General features: G+C 70.8%; 17 protein-coding genes and 1 pseudogene. 8 read left to right on the top strand and 10 right to left on the bottom strand.

The features are described from left to right. Window positions 1–129 precede the first annotated feature (129 nt). Together AB0M36_RS16220 and AB0M36_RS16215 are read left to right on the top strand one after the other, a co-directional pair. Window positions 130–618, top strand: coding sequence for a hypothetical protein (locus tag AB0M36_RS16220; RefSeq protein WP_364157682.1), 489 nt, complete (start codon window positions 130–132; stop codon window positions 616–618). A 228-nt stretch (window positions 619–846) separates the two neighbouring features. Next, window positions 847–1,668: a class F sortase gene (locus AB0M36_RS16215; RefSeq protein WP_364157679.1), complete on the top strand. Its 822-nt coding sequence runs from the start codon at window positions 847–849 to the stop codon at window positions 1,666–1,668. A gap of 32 nt (window positions 1,669–1,700) precedes the next feature. Here the strand turns inward: AB0M36_RS16215 and AB0M36_RS16210 are convergent, their stop codons facing one another. Further along, window positions 1,701–2,243 (bottom strand): HNH endonuclease, encoded by a 543-nt coding sequence (locus AB0M36_RS16210; protein ID WP_364157676.1) that lies wholly within the window; start codon window positions 2,241–2,243, stop codon window positions 1,701–1,703. Window positions 2,244–2,517: 274 nt separating this feature from the next. Here AB0M36_RS16210 and AB0M36_RS16205 point away from each other — a divergent pair, with 274 nt between their 5' ends. From AB0M36_RS16205 to AB0M36_RS16190, 4 genes are all read left to right on the top strand, one after another. Beyond that, window positions 2,518–3,555, top strand: coding sequence for a mechanosensitive ion channel family protein (locus AB0M36_RS16205; protein ID WP_364157777.1), 1,038 nt, complete (start codon window positions 2,518–2,520; stop codon window positions 3,553–3,555). 220 nt (window positions 3,556–3,775) lie between these two features. After that, window positions 3,776–5,389, top strand: a complete 1,614-nt coding sequence (locus AB0M36_RS16200) for an MFS transporter (RefSeq protein ID WP_364157673.1) — start codon at window positions 3,776–3,778, stop codon at window positions 5,387–5,389. Then, window positions 5,386–5,793, top strand: a complete 408-nt coding sequence (locus AB0M36_RS16195; RefSeq protein WP_364157670.1) for a globin — start codon at window positions 5,386–5,388, stop codon at window positions 5,791–5,793. The genes AB0M36_RS16200 and AB0M36_RS16195 overlap by 4 nt, the downstream gene beginning before the upstream one ends. A 38-nt stretch (window positions 5,794–5,831) precedes the next feature. Continuing rightward, a complete protein-coding gene (locus tag AB0M36_RS16190; protein ID WP_364157667.1) occupies window positions 5,832–7,091 on the top strand; it encodes a PKD domain containing protein in 1,260 nt (419 codons plus the stop codon). 151 nt (window positions 7,092–7,242) lie between these two features. On the opposite strand, the gene AB0M36_RS16185 is transcribed toward AB0M36_RS16190, so the two are convergent. From AB0M36_RS16185 to AB0M36_RS16165, 5 genes are all read right to left on the bottom strand, one after another. Next, entirely contained in the window at window positions 7,243–7,827 is a 585-nt protein-coding gene (locus AB0M36_RS16185) for a YbjN domain-containing protein (RefSeq protein ID WP_364157665.1), read from the bottom strand. Window positions 7,828–7,956: 129 nt separating this feature from the next. Continuing rightward, window positions 7,957–8,619, bottom strand: a complete 663-nt coding sequence (locus tag AB0M36_RS16180; protein WP_364157662.1) for a hypothetical protein — start codon at window positions 8,617–8,619, stop codon at window positions 7,957–7,959. A 5-nt stretch (window positions 8,620–8,624) separates the two neighbouring features. Further along, window positions 8,625–9,029, bottom strand: a complete 405-nt coding sequence (locus AB0M36_RS16175; RefSeq protein ID WP_364157659.1) for a thioesterase family protein — start codon at window positions 9,027–9,029, stop codon at window positions 8,625–8,627. After that, entirely contained in the window at window positions 9,022–10,698 is a 1,677-nt protein-coding gene (ettA, locus tag AB0M36_RS16170) for an energy-dependent translational throttle protein EttA (RefSeq protein WP_364157656.1), read from the bottom strand. Before ettA ends, AB0M36_RS16175 begins: the two co-directional genes overlap by 8 nt. 121 nt (window positions 10,699–10,819) lie before the next feature. Further along, window positions 10,820–11,335, bottom strand: coding sequence for a hypothetical protein (locus AB0M36_RS16165; RefSeq protein ID WP_364157653.1), 516 nt, complete (start codon window positions 11,333–11,335; stop codon window positions 10,820–10,822). A 129-nt stretch (window positions 11,336–11,464) separates the two neighbouring features. On the opposite strand from AB0M36_RS16165, the gene AB0M36_RS16160 reads away from it, so the two are divergent. Further along, window positions 11,465–12,904 carry a trehalose-6-phosphate synthase gene (locus AB0M36_RS16160; RefSeq protein ID WP_364157650.1) on the top strand — a complete coding sequence of 480 codons (1,440 nt, stop codon included), beginning with the start codon at window positions 11,465–11,467 and terminating at the stop codon, window positions 12,902–12,904. Here the strand turns inward: AB0M36_RS16160 and AB0M36_RS16155 are convergent. Genes AB0M36_RS16155 through cobC form a run of 4 tightly spaced genes read right to left on the bottom strand, consistent with a single transcriptional unit; the run spans window position 12,893 to window position 16,596 of the window. Continuing rightward, window positions 12,893–13,267 carry a VOC family protein gene (locus AB0M36_RS16155; RefSeq protein ID WP_364157647.1) on the bottom strand — a complete coding sequence of 125 codons (375 nt, stop codon included), beginning with the start codon at window positions 13,265–13,267 and terminating at the stop codon, window positions 12,893–12,895. The genes AB0M36_RS16160 and AB0M36_RS16155 overlap by 12 nt on opposite strands. A gap of 28 nt (window positions 13,268–13,295) precedes the next feature. Next, window positions 13,296–14,489, bottom strand: coding sequence for a uroporphyrinogen-III C-methyltransferase (gene cobA / locus AB0M36_RS16150; protein WP_364157644.1), 1,194 nt, complete (start codon window positions 14,487–14,489; stop codon window positions 13,296–13,298). Further along, on the bottom strand, window positions 14,486–15,538 hold the full coding sequence (gene cobT / locus AB0M36_RS16145) for a nicotinate-nucleotide--dimethylbenzimidazole phosphoribosyltransferase (protein ID WP_364157641.1): 1,053 nt from the start codon (window positions 15,536–15,538) through the stop codon (window positions 14,486–14,488). The genes cobA and cobT overlap by 4 nt, the downstream gene beginning before the upstream one ends. Then, entirely contained in the window at window positions 15,535–16,596 is a 1,062-nt protein-coding gene (gene cobC / locus AB0M36_RS16140) for an Rv2231c family pyridoxal phosphate-dependent protein CobC (protein WP_364157638.1), read from the bottom strand. Before cobC ends, cobT begins: the two co-directional genes overlap by 4 nt. A gap of 72 nt (window positions 16,597–16,668) precedes the next feature. Here cobC and AB0M36_RS16135 point away from each other — a divergent pair. Further along, window positions 16,669–18,792, top strand: a pseudogene (locus AB0M36_RS16135) (transglycosylase domain-containing protein); the annotation flags it as partial. Window positions 18,793–19,295: the final 503 nt, after the last annotated feature.

The raw sequence follows: 19,295 nt of genomic DNA, 5'->3' as shown, positions 1-19,295 counted from the left end.
ACGGACCGCCGGGTGTCAAGACCCACTAGGTGGGATATCGCGGACCGCCCAAAAAGGGCGCCGAGGTGCGAAAATCGCCCTCAGGTGCCGTCTGCGACGTTTCCTCTCGGGCGGCAGGAAGGGGAGGTCATGCGCCCAATCGTCCCGGCCGCGCTCGCCACGCTCGCCCTTGCCGTGCCGGTGGTCCTGCTGCCGGAATCCCCCGCGCTGGCAGCCGCCGTCTTCGTCGAAGTCATCCCCAGCACCGTCCGGGCCGGCGATCCGGTCGGCATCCGCGCCAGCTGCGACGACAATCTCACCGCGGCCAAGGTGACCGCGGGCCCGCTGGGCGTCGTGGCCGTCGCCCCCCGCTACGGCTTCCTGACCGCCACCGTGCGGGTGCCCGCCACCACCGACCCCGGCGACTACTCGGTCGAGCTGCGCTGCCCCGACGGCAAGACGGCCAAGACCACAGTGCATGTGCTGGCCATGGTCGAACCGGTGCGCGGCCCGGCGACCGGAGGCGGCGGCACGGCGCCGGGCACGTCGCCGCCGATGCTGATCGGCGGCGGGGCGGCGGCGCTCGCCGCCGGCATCCTGGTGGGCGTCGCGGCGTTGCGCCGCCGCCGCGTGAGTTGAGGCGCGGTGTCGCGCCCGGCACGGCCGGCACCCGGCGCCGAACCCCGCAAGCCCGAGCCGGTAGCCGCCAGGCCCGGCGGGCCCGAACCGGCAGCCGCCGGGCCTGGCACGCGAGAACCGGTAGCCGGCAGGCGCAGCGCGCCCGAGCCGGCAGCCGCCGGGCCCGGCGCGCCCGAGTCGGTCGTTCCCGGACCCCGCAGGTTTGACGCGGCGGCCGCGGGGCCCCGGATGCCGGAATCGGTGCTCCGTCGCCGTCCTGCCAAGATCGTCGGGTCCCCGGCGCCTCCCGCCGCGCGCCTCGAGGTGACGGCGACCCGGTCCGGCGCCGTGGTGCCGCCGCGCCGGTTGCCTCCGCCGCCCCCCGCGCCGGCTCGGTCGCCGCGTCCACCACGCCGCAGGCGGCTTCCGGCACCGAGCCCCGCACGCGGTCGCAGGCCAATGCCGTTGGGGCTGATCGCCGCGGCGCTGGTCTTCGTCGGGCTCTTCGCCCTCGGGGCCGGCGCCGGCGTGGCCACCGGTTTCGACCTCGGGGACCTGTTCCGGGGGCCGGACAAGCCACCGGCCCACGAATTTCCGGTGCTCGATCCCAGCAGGCCGAAGCGCCTGACGATCCCCGCCATCAAAGTGGAGGCGCCGGTGCTGAGGGTGGGCCTGGCGGAGGACGGCACCGTGGCCGTTCCCCCGCCGAGCCGGCTCCACGAGGCGGGCTGGTTCGACAAGGGCCCTACCCCGGGACAATTCGGCCCGGCGCTGATCGTGGGTCATGTCGACACCGGTACGGGCCCGGCGGTCTTCCATCGCCTCAAGGATCTCGAGCCTGGGCAGCGGATCGAAGTCCTTCGGGAGGATGACGAGACGGCCGTCTTCCAGGTGAATTCGGTGGAGCGGTTCGGCAAGACGAAGCTGCCGAAGCATCGGGTCTACGGCGATTTCAGCAGGCCGTCGTTGCGGCTGGTCACCTGTGGGGGACGCTGGGTGGGCGGCGACCGCGGCTACGCCGACAACATCATCGTCTTCGCCTCACTCGTCGGCACGAAGCGGGGGCACTGAACCGCGCTTGTCGGCGGGAAAGACGGCGGTGATCAGGCGGCTTCGGCCTCGACCGGGGTCGGTAGGTCCAACCAGTCCGCCCAGCGCGGGTCCGGGGTGCGGTGCCCCAGCACCCGCCAGGCCACCCCCCGGGGCGCCTGCGGCGGCGCGTGCAGCCGCCAGCCCAACTCGGCCGGCGTCTTGTCACCCTTGCTGTGGTTGCACTTGGCGCACGCCGCGACCACGTTCTCCCAGGCGTGCAGGCCGCCCCGGCTGCGGGGAAAGACGTGGTCGATCGTCTCGGCCGAGCCGCGACAGTAGGCGCACCGACCGCCGTCGCGGGCGAAGATGGCCCGGCGGGACAGACCGACGTGCGTCCTGTACGGCACCTTCACATAGCGGGTGAGGCGGACCACGGACGGCACCGGGAGGCACTGGCGGGCACTGTGCAGAATGCCGTCCCCGTCGGAGACGCATTCCGCCTTGGCGGTCAGCACCAAAATGGTCGCTCGACGCACCGATACGACGCACAGCGGCTCGTAGGTAGCGTTCAGAACCAACGCGGAAGAGCCCACTGTGGGTCGTATGTCAGGCATCGCGATCACCCTTCGGTGTAGGTGCTTGTAACCGCTCCCGATGTGCTTTGTCGTCTGGCCAAGTCGTCAGGAGGGCCCCGGCTCCGGCGACCCTCGTGCGCCAATAGTCCCTGATGGATGACGATTATGCGAGCACAATCTGCCGGCCGGGACGTAAACGTCTGAGGTCTCGTGCGAAGATGTCCGGTTCCCGGGCGGCGCGACGCAGCGGGTACGGTGAGGACCCGTGATCCCGCTAGCCCCCATTCCCACCCCATCCGGACCTCCGCAGCCGATCTACAACGGCACGCCCGACGTCACCGAGAGCTGCAAGAACGACACGCTGTGCTCCTGGGTCTTCGACGAGACCGGCATCCAGTGGCTGGCCAACGGCAGTTTCGTGTTCATCGTCAAGCCGCTGAGGATTCTGGCGATCATCCTGATCGCCATGCTGATCCGCTGGGCGCTGCACCGCGCGATCAGCCGGCTGACCACCTCGACCTCCCGGGCCGAGATGCCGGCGCTGCTCAAGCCGCTGCGTGAGCGGACCGCCAAGCAGCCGGAAGCGGCGGAGAACCAGTTCATCCCGGAGCGACGCCGCCAGCGTGCCGAGGCGATCGGCTCGGTGCTGAGGAGTTTCGTCACCGCGGTCGTCTTCACCATGGCGGCCCTGTTGGTGATGGCCGAGTTGGGCTTCAATCTGGGGCCGCTGCTGGCCAGCGCCGGCATCGTGGGCGTGGCGCTCGGCTTCGGCGCGCAGAGCCTGGTCAAGGACCTCATCGCCGGCCTTTTCATGCTCCTGGAGGACCAGTACGGCGTCGGCGACTCGGTGGACCTCGGCGACGCCGTCGGCGTCGTGGAGACGGTCGGCCTGAGGGTTACGACCGTCCGCGACATGCGCGGCGTGCTCTGGTACATCCGCAACGGCGAGATCATCCGCGTCGGCAACAAGAGCCAGGGCTGGGCGATGGTGGTTATCGACATCCCGATCGGCTTCGTCAACTCCGAGGAGGCGACCGCGGTGCTGCGCGAGGCCGCGCTGGCGCTGGCGGACGAGCCGGAGCACGCCACCGAGTTCCTGGAGCCGCCGGACGTGATCGGCGTGGAGCAGATGACGGTGGACGGCGCGGTCATCCGGACCATCGCCAAGACCACGGCGGATGGTCAACCGATCGTGCAACGCGAGTTGCGACGCCGGCTCACCGAGGCGCTGGAGACCTCCGGCATCTCCGAACGCATCGCGGTGTCGCGGATGTTGCCGCGATCGGCGGTCCCGCCGTTGATTTCGGGCACCACGCCGGACACATCGGGCACGCCGGGAGGCGCCACCTGAGCTGCGGATAGGGCATAGTGGGGGATGTTCGCCCTCGGCCGAACGGCGGATGAACCCCCCATACGCACTAGCCACGGCTCGACCGATCGGGCAGAATCGTGCAAGAAGCATCTGCACATGCAGCGTCACGTACGCGGGCCGGAGATCGTTCGGCCCGCGGTGTCCGTGGCCGACCGCCGTGGGTGATCCCGCCGGCCGTCGCGATCGATGGAGGGCCCTGGTGTCCGACGACCGACCCGGCGCGCAGCTCGGCGACAGGCCTGGCGGCGGGACGGAGCCGGAACGCCTGGTGACCTTCCGGGACGTCTTCGCGGTTCGCGAGTTCCGAGCGCTCTACCTGTCCCTGATCGTCAACTGGATCGGCGACTACCTGGCCCGGGCCGCGATCGTCGTGCTCGTCTACCAGCAGACCCAGTCGGTGCTGCTGTCGGCCGCCTCGTTCGCGGTGAGCTATCTGCCGTGGATCGCGGGTGGGCCGGTGCTGGCGGCCGTCGCGGAGCGCTATCCGTACCGAAGGGTCCTGATCGTCTGTGATCTGGTCCGGGCCGTGCCGATCGCGCTGATCGCCCTGCCGGACATGCCCGTGCCCGCGATCCTCGCGTTGCTGTTCGTGGCGATGCTGGGCGCACCGCCGACGCAGGCGGCCCGCTCCGCGCTGATCCCGCTGATTCTTCCGCGCCACCAGGTCGTGACCGGCCTCGCCGTGAATTCCTCCACGGCGCAGGCGGCACAGGTCCTCGGCTACCTCGCGGGTGCCACCCTGGCCGCCGGGGTCGGTGCCCGGATCGGCATCGCCCTGGACGCCCTCTCCTTCCTCGTCTCCGCGGCGATCATCGCGGCCGGAGTCCGCTACCGCCCGGCGGTGAGCAGCCCGGACCGGCGCCGGCACCTCCTACGGGAGATGAGCGAGGGTTACCGGCTGGTCTTCGGCACGCCGTTGCTGCGGTCGATCGCCCTGATGGCGTTCGCGCTCACGACCTTCACGGTTCTGCCCGAGGGCCTCGCGGCCGGCTGGGCGGCGCTGTTCCACGACGAACCCATGGCGCGCGGTTTCGACCAGGGCCTGATCATGGCGGCCGGCCCGGTGGGCTTCGTCATCGGCGGCCTCATGGTGGGCCGGCTGGTGCACCCGTCGCGCCGAAATCGGCTGGTCAAGCCGTTCGCCGTGCTCGCACCGCTCGCGCTGGCGCTGACCATGTGGGCACCGAACGCGACGACGGTCGCCACCCTCGTGGTGATCTCGGGCATCGCCCAGGGCGTGCTCATGCCGACGCTCAACGGCGTCTTCGTCCTCGCCCTGCCGCACGGATACCGCGCCCGGGCCTTCGGCGTGATGCAGGGCGGCATGCAGCTCACCCAGGGCGTCGCGGTCATCGTCAGCGGTGCGCTCGCGCAGCACTCGTCGATCCCGCTGGTCATGGGCCTGTGGAGCCTCGGAGGGCTGGTCCTGATGGCGACGGTGGCCGCCCGCTGGCGCAGCCGCGCCGAGGCCGCCGAGCCGGTCGCGGCCGTTGAGCCCGGAGTGGAACCGGTCTCGGCCCCCGAGGCGACTCCGGCCCCGTCGTCGCACGATCCCGCGCCCCCGTCCGGCACGCTCCCCTCGTCCGGCCCGTGCTATCCCACCGCGAGCCGACCCCACGGCCAAGACCGGCCGCACGGTCAAGACGGGCCCGCCAACTCCGTCCGTCCGCCCGGATCCGATCTCACCGGCAACGCGGGACGCCCACACGGGCCGGCGGAATTGAACGGCGGAAGGGCGCTACCCAGGGGAACCACCTCGCGTCTCACACCCGGCCCGGGGCGGCACAGGGCGGCTGGCAGACTGGACGGGTGAGCGAGGTCAGCTTCTTCGAGGCGGTCGGCGGCGAGCCCACTTTCCGCCGGCTCGTCGATCGGTTCTACGAGGGCGTCGCCGACGACCCTCTGCTGCGCCCGATGTATCCGGAGGAGGACCTCGGCCCGGCGGCCGAACGGCTGACGCTGTTCCTCATGCAGTACTGGGGCGGTCCGAACACGTATTCGGCCAGTCGTGGTCACCCACGCCTGCGGATGCGGCACGCACCGTTTCGGGTCGGCGCCGAGGAACGCGACGCGTGGCTGCGGCACATGCGCGACGCCGTGGACTCCCTGGAGCTGCCGGAGCCGCAGCACACCGACCTCTGGAACTATCTGGAGCGCGCCGCGTACTTCATGGTGAACACCATGGATGCGCATCCTGGGGGCCCGGCCGTTCGTTGATCGGTTGACCCGCGTCCCGATCCCAGGAGCTGCCACCGATGCGACGCCGCCTGTTCGCCGCTGCCGCGCTATCCTGCGCCGCCCTGCTGGGCGCGACGCCCGCGGCGGCCGACCTCGCCCAGCCCTCGGTGGTATCGATGAATCCGGTCGACCACACGCCGCACGTCCTCGACGGCACCGTGTGGGCACTGGCGGTGGTCGGTGACACCGTGGTGGTCGGCGGCAGCTTCACCAAGGTCCAGGACAGCACCCGCAAGCTGACCTACGACCGCAAGAACGTCTTCGCGTACGGGCTGCGCGACGGCATCGTGCGCCCGTTCGCCCCCGAGGTGGACGCGGCGGTCTACTCCCTGGCGCCCGGCGCCGACAACAGCGTCTACCTCGGCGGCGCGTTCAAGAACGTCAACCAGGTGGCCCAGCGCGGCCTCACCCGGGTGTCGCTCGCCGACGGCTCACGGCTTCCCGGCTTCACGGCCAGGATCAACTGGGGTGACGTCCGGGTCCTGGCCGCGCACGGCAGCCGGCTCTACCTCGGCGGCACGTTCTCCGCGGTCAACGGCGTGAAGCGGGTCGGTCTGGCGCGCGTGCACACCAGCTCGGGCGTGCTCGACGCCGGCTTCGATGCCAGGCTGTCCGCGCCGGGGCTGAGCCGGACCCGGGTGGAGCACTTCGACCTCTCCCCCGACGGCAGGCGCCTGGTCATCATCGGCGCGCTGCTCAAGGTCGGCACGGCCGACCGGACCCAGATCGCCATGTTCGACACCTCGGGAGCCCCTGCGACGCTGCTGAGCTGGTACACCGACGCCTACAAGCCGCAGTGCATGGAAGGCTTCGACACCTACCTCCGCCAGGTCAAGTTCTCGCCCGACGGCGGATACTTCGTGGTGGTGGCGACCGGCCGGGCCTCCTCGCCGACGAAGCTGTGCGACTCGGCCGCCCGCTTCGAAACCGCCGGCGGCGGCAGGCACAACCCGACCTGGGTCCAGCGCACCGGCGGCGACTCGCTCTACGCGGTCGCGGTGACCGGCACCGCCGTCTACGTCGGCGGCCACCAGCGCTACCTCGACAACCCCTACGGCAGCGACGCCAAGGGCCCCGGCCCGGGCGCGGTCGCCAGAGTCGGCATCGGCGCCATCAGCCCCACAACCGGCCGCGCCCTCCCCTGGAACCCGACCCTCAAGCGCAACGTGGGCGTCCGAGCATTCCGGGCCGTACCCGAGGGCCTGATCGTCGGCTGGGACACCGACGAACTCGGCAAGGAGTACCACGGCCGCCTAGGCATGTTCCCCCTAAGCTGACCCGCCCCTGACTCCGCTCGTTCCTCCAGCCCCTGGGGCTTTCGCCCGACGATGACTTAGGCCCGGTTTGGCATTCGCGGAGTGTGCGGATGCCAAAACCGGGCCTAAGTCATCGTCTTCCCAGGGGCGAAAGCCACGCGAAGCGAAGCAATTACAACAGAGCGCCCTCGTCGTGGAGCCAGTCGACGAAGGAGGTGGCGACCGCCGCGCCGCAGTCGAGCATTTCGACCAGCAACGCGTCGTGGGCGCCGGAGGCTAGCGGCACCTGCAACTCCGCGTAGATCGGCAGTTGCCCACGTTCGGTGGGGTCGCCGACGTACGCCTTGCAGAAGCGGCGGGTGTGGTTCCATTCGTTGACCACGCGGTAGGCGCGGTCCGCCCAGTCGGGCGGGACGGTCGCGTGCGGGCGGGCCCGCATCACGAGGATCTCGTCGTCCGGCCCCTCGAGGGTGAACAGCACCGCGTGCCGTTCCCACATCGCCAGGAGGCTGCCGCCGCCGTCGGCGAGGAATCGGATGTCGAGCAGGTCCAGGGCCTTGCCGATCCGGGCGAGGTCGACCGGGGCGACCTGCTCGGGCTCGTCGACCGTGGACAGATCGGCGGAGGGTTTCGCCAAGCGCTCCGGCTCACGCTGCGCCGGCACGCCGATGCGGACGCTGCTCTGCACGGCGACCTCGCCGCCGCTCTCGCGCTCGTTGTCTCCGGACGACCCGGGACGCCATGACCACCACGGCATCGTTGTGCACCTCACTCCCCAGCAGGTCAGCCGCCGGGCGTGGCGGGTGGCCCGGGGGCGACGGTACCCGTACAGGTCGCGGAGGTCATCCCCTCAAAGGGAGGGCGCGACCGGACAACCGATGCAGCATCACCCTTTCGGGTGACCCCCTATAGGCATAACAGTCAATTCTTGGACCGGCAGTAGCCACGCAACTCCATATGGTGCCGAAAGTCCCACCCACCGTCCCGCTGTGCACACGCGCGCTCCCGGACCGTCCATGTCGGCCGGTCCGAGGAAACCCATCCGGGAGACGGCCTGAACGAGTCGCTGCGGGACCGAAACCGGCTCGCCCTCGGGTGGGGTGACAACGAGGGCGACGTGATCCAAAAGGGCGTCGCGGACCGCGCGCTGCCCCACCGAGCGCCCAGCCAGCCCGCCCGACGTCACCTCGCGCAGCGTGCCCGCCGCCGCGGCCGCCAGACGGTTGAGCTCGGCGACGGCCACCGACTCGATGGCCCGCACGCCGGCGGGCGGCATCGGCCAACGCCAGTCCGCGTCCCGGCGGGACGGAAGCTCGTCGCTGCCGGCGGCCAAGGCGGCGAGCAGGGCATCCGCGGACACCGTCGCGTCGCCCGGCCCGGGGCCCGCCACCTCGCGGGTGACCAGGACGCCCCACGGCAGCCGGGCCCACAGCGCCGTGCGTCCGGGACGGGTGGAGCGCAGCCGTACGGTCAGGGTGCGGTCGAGGCGGGTCAGCCGGGCGAGGAACGCCCCCGCGTCGGGAATCTCGGCGATGCCATGTCCGGTCACGACGATCACTCTTCCCGGTAGGGCTCGAGGAAGGCGCGTTCCTCCGCCGTCAACCGGCGTGGGAACCCCTCGGCCAGGTTGTACGGCACGCACACGGATCGGGCCCGGCTCGCGAGCACGTCACCGTCGAAGAGTTCGTACGAGACGGTGAACGCGGCCGCCCTCAGCTCGGAAACCCACAGCTCGATGCGTACGGGATCGCCGTAGTCGACCGGGCGCAGGTAGTCGATCTCCTGCCGCGAGATGACGATGCCGTCCTCGAACGATGTGAGTCCCTGCGCCCGCGCGCCGATGAAGAACATGGCAACGCGCGCCTCCTCGTAAAGGGTGAGAAAGCGCGCGTTGTTGACGTGGCCGTAGGCGTCCATGTCGGACCAACGGACGGTGGCGTCGTGGATAAATCTAGTCACGCGTCAGCTTGCGGTAGGTCACGCGGTGCGGTCGGGCGGCGTCGGGGCCGAGGCGGTCGATCTTGTTCTTCTCGTAGGCGTCGTAGTTGCCCTCGAACCAGAACCACTTGTCCGGGTCCTCGTCGGTGCCCTCCCACGCGAGCATGTGGGTGGTGATCCGGTCCAGGAACATGCGGTCGTGGGAGATGACCACGGCACAGCCCGGGAACTCCAGCAGCGCGTTCTCCAGGCTGGACAGCGTCTCGACGTCCAGGTCGTTCGTCGGCTCGTCGAGCAGCAGCACGTTGCCGCCGATCTTCAGGGTCATGGCCAGGTTGAGCCGGTTGCGCTCACCGCCGGAGAGCACCTTGACCGGCTTCTGCTGGTCCGGCCCCTTGAAGCCGAACGCGGCGACGTAGGCGCGGGACGGCATCTCCACCTTGCCGACCATCATGTGGTCGAGTCCGTCGGAGACGACCTCCCAGACCGTCTTCGAGCCGTCGAGGCCGGCGCGGCTCTGGTCCACGTACGACAGCTTGACGGTCTCGCCGACCCGGACCGAACCCTCGTCCGGCTTCTCCAGCCCGACGATGGTCTTGAAGAGCGTGGTCTTGCCGACGCCGTTCGGGCCGATGATGCCGACGATGCCGTTGCGCGGCAGCGAGAACGACAGGTGGTCGATGAGCACCCGGTCGTCGAAGCCCTTGACCAGGTCCTTGCTCTCGATGACCGTGTTGCCCAGGCGCGGGCCCGGCGGAATCTGGATCTCCTCGAAGTCGAGCTTGCGGGTCTTCTCCGCCTCGGTGGCCATCTCCTCGTAGCGGTCGAGGCGGGCCTTCGACTTGGTCTGCCGGGCCTTGGCGTTGGAGCGCACCCACTCGAGCTCGTTCTCGAGGCGCTTCTGCAGCTTCTGGTCCTTGCGACCCTGGACGGCCAGACGCGCGGCCTTCTTGTCCAGGTAGGTCGAGTAGTTGCCCTCGTACGGGTAGGCCCGTCCGCGGTCCAGCTCGAGGATCCAGGTCGCCACGTTGTCCAGGAAGTACCGGTCGTGGGTGATGGCGATGACGGTGCCGGCGTACTTGGCGAGGTGCTGCTCCAGCCACTGCACGCTCTCGGCGTCGAGGTGGTTGGTGGGCTCGTCGAGCAGCAGCAGGTCGGGCGCCTCGAGCAGCAGCTTGCACAGCGCCACCCGGCGGCGCTCACCACCGGAGAGCTGGGTGACGTCGGCTTCCGGCGGCGGGCAGCGCAGCGCGTCCATCGCGAGCTCGAGCTGGGAGTCGACGTCCCAGGCGTTGGAGTGGTCGAGCTCCTCCTGGAGCTTGCCCATCTCCTCCATCAGCTCGTCGCTGTAGTCCGTGGCCATCTGCTCGGCGATCTTGTTGAACCGATCGAGCTTGGCCTTCGTCTCGGCGACGGCCTCCTCGATGTTGCCGAGGACCGTCTTCGCGTCGTTGAGCGGGGGCTCCTGGGCGAGCATGCCGACGGTGTAGCCGGGCATCAGCCGGGCCTCGCCGTTGCTGACCTGGTCCGCACCCGCCATGATCTTGAGCAGGCTGGACTTACCGGCGCCGTTGGGACCGACGACCCCGATCTTGACCCCGGGCAGGAAGTTCAGCGTCACATTGTCGAGCACGACCTTGTCGCCGTGCGCCTTGCGCGCCTTCTCCAAGGTGTAGATGAACTGGGCCACGGTGCGGCCTACCTCCGTGATCGTGGGTTCCGGGAGCCGGAATGAGAACACAATCTTTCCAGGTCGCTCCCCGGCCACTGACGACAACCCCGCCCGGCCCAGGAGGATTCCCGCCGCCCGGTCACTCGGGCTCGACGTCGTGGGTCTCCACGCCCTTCTTCCTGAAGATGCGCAGTTGCCGCTCATCCACCCGGATAACCGTCCCGTCGACGGCCTTGGCGACGTAACCGTCACCCTCCTGGTCGACCCTCGTCAGGAACAGCGCGGTCTTCCCCTCGACCCACCCGTCACCCCGGTTGGCCTGGTAGTACAACGCGTCGTCGGGGCCGCGGCAGATCCAGATCGTGGTAACCGTCTTCGTGTCCGTGGTGCGCACGCGCATGACCTGGGTCAACGTGTCGGTGATGCCGAGTCGCCGGGCGGTGGCGTGCATCTCGGCCGGGCACTCGACGCCACCGTTGCTGGCGGCCGGGGATTCCGGGATGTGCGGCAGTCCAGGGGACTCGGGGGACGCCTTGTGGCGAGAGCCCAGGGCCAGGCCCGCCGACATCCCGATGATGCTCAGAAAGACGGTGGCGATGACCACAGGAAAGAACAGTGGTCGCCGCGGCGGGGGAAGATCAGCGGGCAGGCTCACCGGCCAAGGATGGCACCTGTCGACCAGACGCGGTGCCGCGCGGCCGGAAGATGTCTCAGCGCGCCCCATGCGCTTACGCACAGTAGGCTCGGGGGCGAGGAACCAGAACGACCCGGAGGTGCACTCAGCGTGGCCGAACGAAGTTCCTTCGTCGTAGTAGCCAACCGCCTGCCCGTGGACGAGGTCATCGTCGACGGGGAACGGCAGTGGCGCCCGAGCCCGGGGGGCCTCGTGACCGCCCTGCATCCGGTGCTCGTCCAGCACCGGGGCACGTGGATCGGGTGGGCCGGCGGGGACGGCGACGCGCCGGAGCCTTTCGAGCTCGAGGGCATCCACATCCATCCCGTGCCGCTCAGCGCCGAGGAGCTCGAGCGCTACTACGAGGGTCAGTCGAACGCGACGATCTGGCCGCTCTATCACGATGCCGTTGAGACGCCCGTCTACAAGCGGCGTTGGCGCGAGGCGTACCGGGTGGTCAACCAGCGGTTCGCCCAGGCCGCGGCGGAAGTCGCGGAGGAGGGCGCGACCGTCTGGGTGCAGGACTACCAGCTCCAGCTGGTGCCGGCGATGCTCCGGGAGATGCGCCCGGACCTGCGGATCGGCTTCTTCCTGCACATCCCGTTCCCGCCCATCGAGCTGTTCATGCAGATGCCGTTCCGCGCCGAGATCCTGCGCGGCCTGCTCGGCGCCGACCTGGTCGGCTTCCAGCAGCGGCTCGCCGCGCAGAACTTCGTCCGCCTCGCCCGGCACCTGCTCGGCCTGCGCTACGAGGGGCAGTCGATCCAGGTCGACGGGCGCAAGGTCAAGGCGGGCGCCTTCCCGATCAGCATCGACACCGCGGACATGGAGCGCATGGCCGCCGACCCGAAGGTGCAGGCCCGGGCCAAGGAGATCCGCGCCGAGCTGGGTGACCCGGAGACGGTCATCCTCGGCGTCGACCGCCTCGACTACACCAAGGGCATCGAGCTGCGGCTCAAGGCGTTCCGCGAGCTCCTCGCCGACGGCAGGCTCCAGGTGCCCGACGCGGTGATGGTGCAGGTCGCGACCCCGAGCCGGGAACGCGTCGAGCACTACCAGGCGCTGCGGGTGAAGGTCGAGCGCGAGGTCGGCCGGATCAACGGCGAGTTCGGCAAGGTCGGCATGCCGGCCGTGCACTACCTGCACCAGTCGTACAGCAAGCAGGAGCTCGCCGCGTTGTACGTCGCGGCGGACGTCATGATGGTCACCCCGCTGCGGGACGGCATGAACCTCGTCGCCAAGGAGTACGTCGCCTGCCGCTCGAACACCGGCGGCGCGCTGGTGCTCAGCGAGTTCGCCGGCGCCGCGACCGAGCTGCGGCAGGCGTTCCTCTGCAACCCGCACGACCCCGACGGCGTCAAGGACGCGCTGCTGCGGGCTGCGGGCGCGGAGCCGGCCGAGCAGAAGCGCCGCATGAGGGTCATGCAGCGCCACCTGCGCACCCACGACGTCGCCGAGTGGGCCCGCTCCTTCCTCGAGGAGCTTGGGGGCTCCGAGGCGATCGACCTGGAGGGCTCGGTGGAAAGCCCGGTGGACGGCTCAAAGGAATAGGCAGAAGGGATGGCCGGCCGGGTCGAGGTAGACCCGGACGTCCTCCTGCGGCTGGAAGTCGGCCTTCGTGGCACCCGCCTTCTCGGCGTGCGCGCAGGCCGCGTCCAGATCATCGACGTGGATGTCGAGGTGGACACTCATCTGCGGGTCGCCGGGGCCGGCGGGCCAGACCGGGCGCACATAGGCGGGCTCGGTCTGGAACGACAGCCCCGGGCCGCCGGCCGGAGCGCCCAGCTTCACCCACTCCGGCTCGTCCTGCACGACGTTCCAGCCCAGCAGGCGCTGGTAGAACGCCGCGAGTTCCTGCGCGTCCGGGGAGTCGAGGACGACCCCGGCCAGCGTCATCTGCGGTCGCTCACTCATGTCAATGGGTTACCCACCCGTTCGGTGACTATCCCAGCACGGGAACGACGTTGCCGATCACGACGACGGCCGGTGGACGCAGCCCCGCGGCGGACGTCGCCGAGGCGACCTCGCCCAGAGTGCTCCGCAGCACCCGCTGCGCGCTCGTCGAACCCTCCTGCACGACGGCCGCCGGTGTGTCAGCCGGGCGTCCCTCGGCCAGCAGCTTCTCGGCGATCTTCGGCAGGTTCTTGAGGCCCATCAGGATCACCAGCGTGCCGCGCAGGCGGGCCAGCGCCGACCAGTCCACCAACGACAGGTCGCTCTCCGGTGGGACGTGCCCCGACACGACCGTGAACTCGTGCGCGACGCCACGGTGGGTGACCGGGATGCCGGCCAGCGCGGGCGCGGCGATCGAGCTGGTCACCCCGGGCACGACCGTCACGGGTACGCCGGCCTTGGCGCACGCCAGCGCCTCCTCGCCGCCGCGACCGAAGACGAACGGGTCGCCGCCCTTGAGCCGAACCACCAGCTTCCCGTCCAGGGCCCGCTCGACCAGGACCCGGTTGATCTCCTCCTGGGCGACGGACGGACCGTACGGGATCTTGGCAGCGTCGACGAGCTCCACCTCGGGGCGCAGCTCGTCGAGGAGCATGCCGGGCACCAGCCGGTCCGCCACCACGACATCGGCGCGGTTGAGCAGCCTGCGGCCCTTGACCGTGATCAGCTCCGGGTCGCCGGGGCCGCCGCCGACCAGGAACACCTGGCCGGTATCGGCACGCCGGGCGAGCAGTTCGTTGTTCTCCAGGGCGGCGGCGACGAGATCCCGCAAGGCCATCGCGTTGCGGCGGTCGCCGCCGTCCGTCACCGCCACGGTGATCTGTCCCTGCCGGGTCACCGCCGGCGTCCAGGCCGTCGCGGCGTCGCGGTCGTCCGCGCGTACGCAGAAAATCCGGCGCTCCTCCGCCGCGACGCTGACCTGGGCGGCCGCCGCGGCATCGTCCACCGCCACCTGGACCAGCCAGGCGCCGTCCAGGTCGGACGGCTCGAAGCGGCCCTCGCGCCAGGTCAGCCGCCCGGCGTCCACATGCGCTTGCAGCGCGGGGGTGAGCACGGGCGACACGATGCGGACCCGGGCCCCGGCGTCCAACAGGGCGGGCACGCGGCGGGTCGCCACCGATCCGCCACCCACGACGAGCACCCGGCGGCCCTCGAGCCGCAACGCCAGCGGATAGAGGCTCACTTTTCCGAAACCCCCGCCGAGTCGAAGGTGGCCACCTCGCGCAGCACCCGCGCCGCGCTCGCGACCAGCGGCAGCGCCAGCGCGGCGCCCGACCCCTCGCCGAGCCGCATGCCGAGGTCGAGCAGCGGGGTCAAGCCGAGATGGGCGAGCGCCACGGTCGCGCCCGGCTCGGCGGAGCGGTGCCCGGCGACCATCGCCGCGACCGCGTCCGGCGCGAACGCCGCCGCCACCAGCGCCGCCGAGGCGGCGATGACGCCGTCGACGATCACCGGGACGCGGCGGGCGGCGGCGCCGAGGATGAAGCCGGCCAGGGCGGCGTGCTCCAGGCCACCGACGGCGGCCAGCGCCGCGAGCGGCTCGGCCGGGTCCGGGCGGTGCAGCGCGAGGGCCCGGGCGACCACGTCGACCTTGTGGGCGTACGTGTCGTCGTCGATCCCCGTGCCCCGGCCGGTGACCGCGGCGGGCTCGGCGCCGGTGAAGGCCGCGATCAGGGCCGCCGCCGGCGTGGTGTTCGCGATGCCCATGTCGCCGGTGAGCAGGCACCGCGCCCCACCGTCGATCAGCGCCCCGGCGACCGAGATGCCGGCCTCGAGGGCGGCACGGGCCTCGTCTTCGGTCATCGCCGCGGTGACGGCCAGGTCGCGGGTTCCCCGCCGTACGTTGGCGTCCAGGAGGGTGTCGCCGCCATGCAGCGGGACCGCCACGCCGACGTCGACCACCATGAGCGAGGCGCCGACCTGTCGGGCGAAGGCGTTGATCACCGCTCCGCCGCCGACGAAGTTGGCCACCATCTGCGCGGTGACCTCCTGCGGCCAGGGGGTGACGCCCTGGGCGTGCACTCCGTGGTCACCGGCGAAGACCGCGATGGCCGCGGGCTCGGGCATCGGCGGCGGGCAGACGCCGGCGATGCCGCACAGGCGTACGGACAGCTCCTCGAGCGCCCCCAGCGAACCCGCCGGCTTGGTCAGCCGGGACTGCAAGTCACGGGCGGCGGCCATGGCGGGCTCGTCGGCGGGCCGGATGGCCGCAAGGGTCGGCTCCAGGGTCACGGTCGCTCCTTCACCACATCGGTCAGCGTCGTCAGAAACGCGTCGCTGGTGGCAGTGTCGCGTACGGCGATCCGCAGCCAGTCGGCGCCCAGCCCCGGAAAGGTGTCGCCGCGCCTGACCGCGTACCCCCGTTTGCGCAGCTCAAGACGCACCTGGCCGGCGCCGGCGAGGCGCAGCGCGACAAAGGCGCTGGCCGGATGGCCGGCGACAGTGACATCCGGCACGTCGCGCAGCCCCACGACCAGGTGGTCCCGCTCGACGGCAAGGGCCGCCGCGATGTCCCGCTCGGCGGCGACTGCCACCGACGACGCGCACGCCTCGGCCGCCGCGAGGGCCGGGGTCGACACGGCCCACAGCGGCTGGGCGGCGGCCAGCCGCCCGATCAGCGCGGGTGCCGCGAGGACGTAGCCGATCCGCAGGCCCGCGAGGCCCCAGGTCTTGGTGAGACTGCGCAGCACGACCAGGCCGGGCAGGTCGGTGCGGGACGCGAGCGACTCCGGCTCCGCGCTGACACCGGCCCGCCACGTCGTGTCCGAGAAGGCCTCGTCCACGACGAGGACGCGTCCCGGCCGGGCGAGCGCGGCGAGGTCCGCGGCCCGGTGCAGGACGGACGTCGGATTGGTGGGATTGCCGACGAAGACGAGGTCGGCGTCGGCCGGCACCACCGCCGGGTCCAGTCGGAACCCGTCCTCCTCGCGCAGCAGGACGCGTTCGACGTCGTGTCCCGCGTTGCGCAGTGCCGCCTCCGGCTCGGTGAACTGGGGATGCACCACGACCGGGCGGCGCGCCGCGATCGCCCGGGCGATCAGGACGAAGGCCTGGGCGGCGCCGGCGGTCAACAGGACCTCCGCCGGGGTCCGGCCGTGCCGTCCCGCGACGGCGGCGGTAGCAGGGCGTGCGTCCGGATAGGCGGCCAGCTCGGTCAGCGTCGCCGCGATCGGATCGGCGAGCCAGGACGGCATCGGCTGCCGCCGCACGTTGACCGCCAGATCGACCAGCCCGGGTGCCACCTCGGCGTCGCCGTGGTGGTGCAGATCCATCTCCACACGGCCCAGCATGCCGGATCGCAAACCGGGGGCCACTTCGGCCGTTCCGTCAGGACATGAGGCTTTTTGTCATACCTTCGAAGGGTGAAGAAGACCGGACTCGCCAAAGCTGGACGACTCGCCCCGCTCATCCGAGCCGGACTCATCGCCGGGCTCGCGATCGCCGGACTCCTCTTCCCGCTGGTCGCCCTCGCCGGCGTCGGGGCGAAGACCGGGGCGGACGCTTTGCAGAGCATGCCCGACGAGCTCACGGTCGTGCCGTCGGCGCAGACCACCTACGTGTACGCCAACGACGGCAAGACGCTGCTCACCATGTTTTACGAAGAACACCGCAAGCCGACCAAGATCGAGGACATGTCGCCGTTCATCACGAGCGCGATCGTGGCATCGGAGGACACCCGCTTCTATGAGCACAACGGCGTCGACCCCAAGGGCGTCGCCCGAGCCTTCGTCGCGAACCAGCAGGCCGGCGGCGTCTCGCAGGGCGCGTCGACGCTGACCATGCAATACGTACGGATGGCGCTGCGCGACGGCGCCAAGACGCCCAAGGAGGCCCTGGAGGCCACCGAGCAGACCACCGAACGCAAGCTGCGGGAGATGCGCCTCGCCATCGAGCTCGAGCAGCGCATCTCGAAGCAGGAGATTCTGCAGCGGTACCTCAACTCGGCGTACTTCGGGCACCGCGCGTACGGAATCTTCGCGGCCTCCGAGGTCTTCTTCTCCAAGACACCCAGGGACCTGACGCTCACCGAGGCCGCCCTGCTGGCCGGGCTGGTCAAGGCGCCGTCGGCGTACGACCCGGCGGTCAACGACCAGCGGGCGGCGACCGACCGGCGCAACTACGTCATCGACCAGATGCTCGAGATGGGTTCCATCAGCGAACCCGCCGCCCGGTCGGCGCAGAAATCGAAGATCAAGCTGAACCTGACGGCGCCACCGAACGACTGCGTGTCGGTGCCCCAGGCGGAAAACGACTGGGGCTTCTTCTGCGACTACGTCCGCAACTGGTGGATGGAGCAGCCGGCGTTCGGCGCCAGCGCCCAGGACCGCCTCGCCAACCTGCGCCGCGGCGGCTACAAGGTGGTGACCAGCCTCGACCCGGAAATCCAGTCCTCGGCGATGAAACACGTCCTGGACAAGGAGAAACGGAAGAGCGTCTACGCCCACGGCGAGGTCGTGATCGAGCCCGGCACCGGCCGCATCAGGGCGATGGCCGTCAACCGCCGCTACTCGCTGGACCAGAAGAACAACGGCGAACACAGCGACCGCCGCCGACGCGACTTCGTCCGCGGCAACTACCCGAACACGGTCAACCCGCTCCTCGGCGGCGGCGACATGGCGGGCTACCAGGCCGGCTCCACCTTCAAGATCTTCACCATGCTGGCGGCGCTCGAGGAGGGCCTGCCGCTGGACACGAGCATCTACGCCCCGCCGCGGTTCGTGACGAAGTACATCACCGAGCCCGGCCCGGCGACCTGCGGCATCCGCTGGTGCCCGAAGAACTCCAGCCCGTCGATGACCGGCCGGCAGACCATGTGGAGCGGCTTCGGCAAGTCGGTGAACACGTACTTCGTCCAGCTCGAGCAGAGGGTCGGTGCGGAGAAGGCGGTCCGGATGGCGGAACGGCTCGGCCTGAAGTGGCGGACGAAGATCGACCAGGACCTGGCCCACCCCGACAACAGGAGCGGCTGGGGTGCGTTCACCCTCGGCGTGAGCGACGCGACCCCCATCGAGATGGCCAACGTCTTCGCGACCCTGGCTGCCGAGGGGAAGTACTGCGAGCCCATCCCGGTCCAGATGATCAACACCCGCGACGGTGCCAGCCTGGAATTCGACGGCAAGAAGGTCGCGGGGCCGCGCTGCCGCCAGGAACTGAGCCCGGAGGTGGCCCAGGCGGCGACCGACGCGGCCCGCTGCGTAACGGGCTACGGCGCGGCGACGGGCGGCTGCGGAGGATGGTCGACGTCACCGATGGTGCACGCGACACTGAAACGGCCGGTCGCCGGCAAGAGCGGGACGACGGACAGCAACCGAAGCGCCTGGTTCTGCGGCTACACACCGCAGCTAGCGGCGGCGGCGTTCGTGGCGGATCCGGACAATCCCGAGAACACGGTGGGGACGAGTCGGGGAACGATCTCGAAGTTCACGGTGGCGGAGACGTTGAAGGACGCGCTCAAGGGGCGGCCGAAGGCCAAGTTCAACCCGCCGCCGCAGAAGATCGCGCACGGCGGTGACAGCGACAACGACAACCGCTATCGCTACCGCTACCGCAACGACAACGACAGAAACAGCAACAGCAACAGCGACGGCGACGACAACAGCGACGGTGATGGCGACGGCGACGGTGATGGCGACGGCGACGGCGACGGCGACGGCTGAGTCGGCGACGCCGAACAGCACGAGCCGGACGGCTCCCTATTGGCAATACACGACCGGGCGGCCCCAATAAGGCGAGACGCTATCGGGCCGCCCGGCTGGGGCGGGGCCGCGCCGGCCAGGCGGGGCTGCGATTGGCGGGCCACCGGGTCGCCCGGCTGGGCGGGACCGCCCCTGCTGGACGGGCTGGCCGTGACGCCCAGCTAAGCGCGATGCCCCCGGCTAAGCGCAATGCCCCGGCTAAGCGCGATGCCCCGGCTGGGCGAGACAGCCCCGGCTGGGCGAGACAGCCCCGGCTGGGCAAGGGACACCGCCGGGCCCGTATCTACCGCGGC

The organism is Actinoplanes sp. NPDC051346 (assembly GCF_040682215.1).
GTDB lineage: Bacteria > Actinomycetota > Actinomycetes > Mycobacteriales > Micromonosporaceae > Actinoplanes.
Note: the sequence above shows the minus strand (reverse complement) of the source record. Positions and strands in the feature narration are given on the sequence as shown.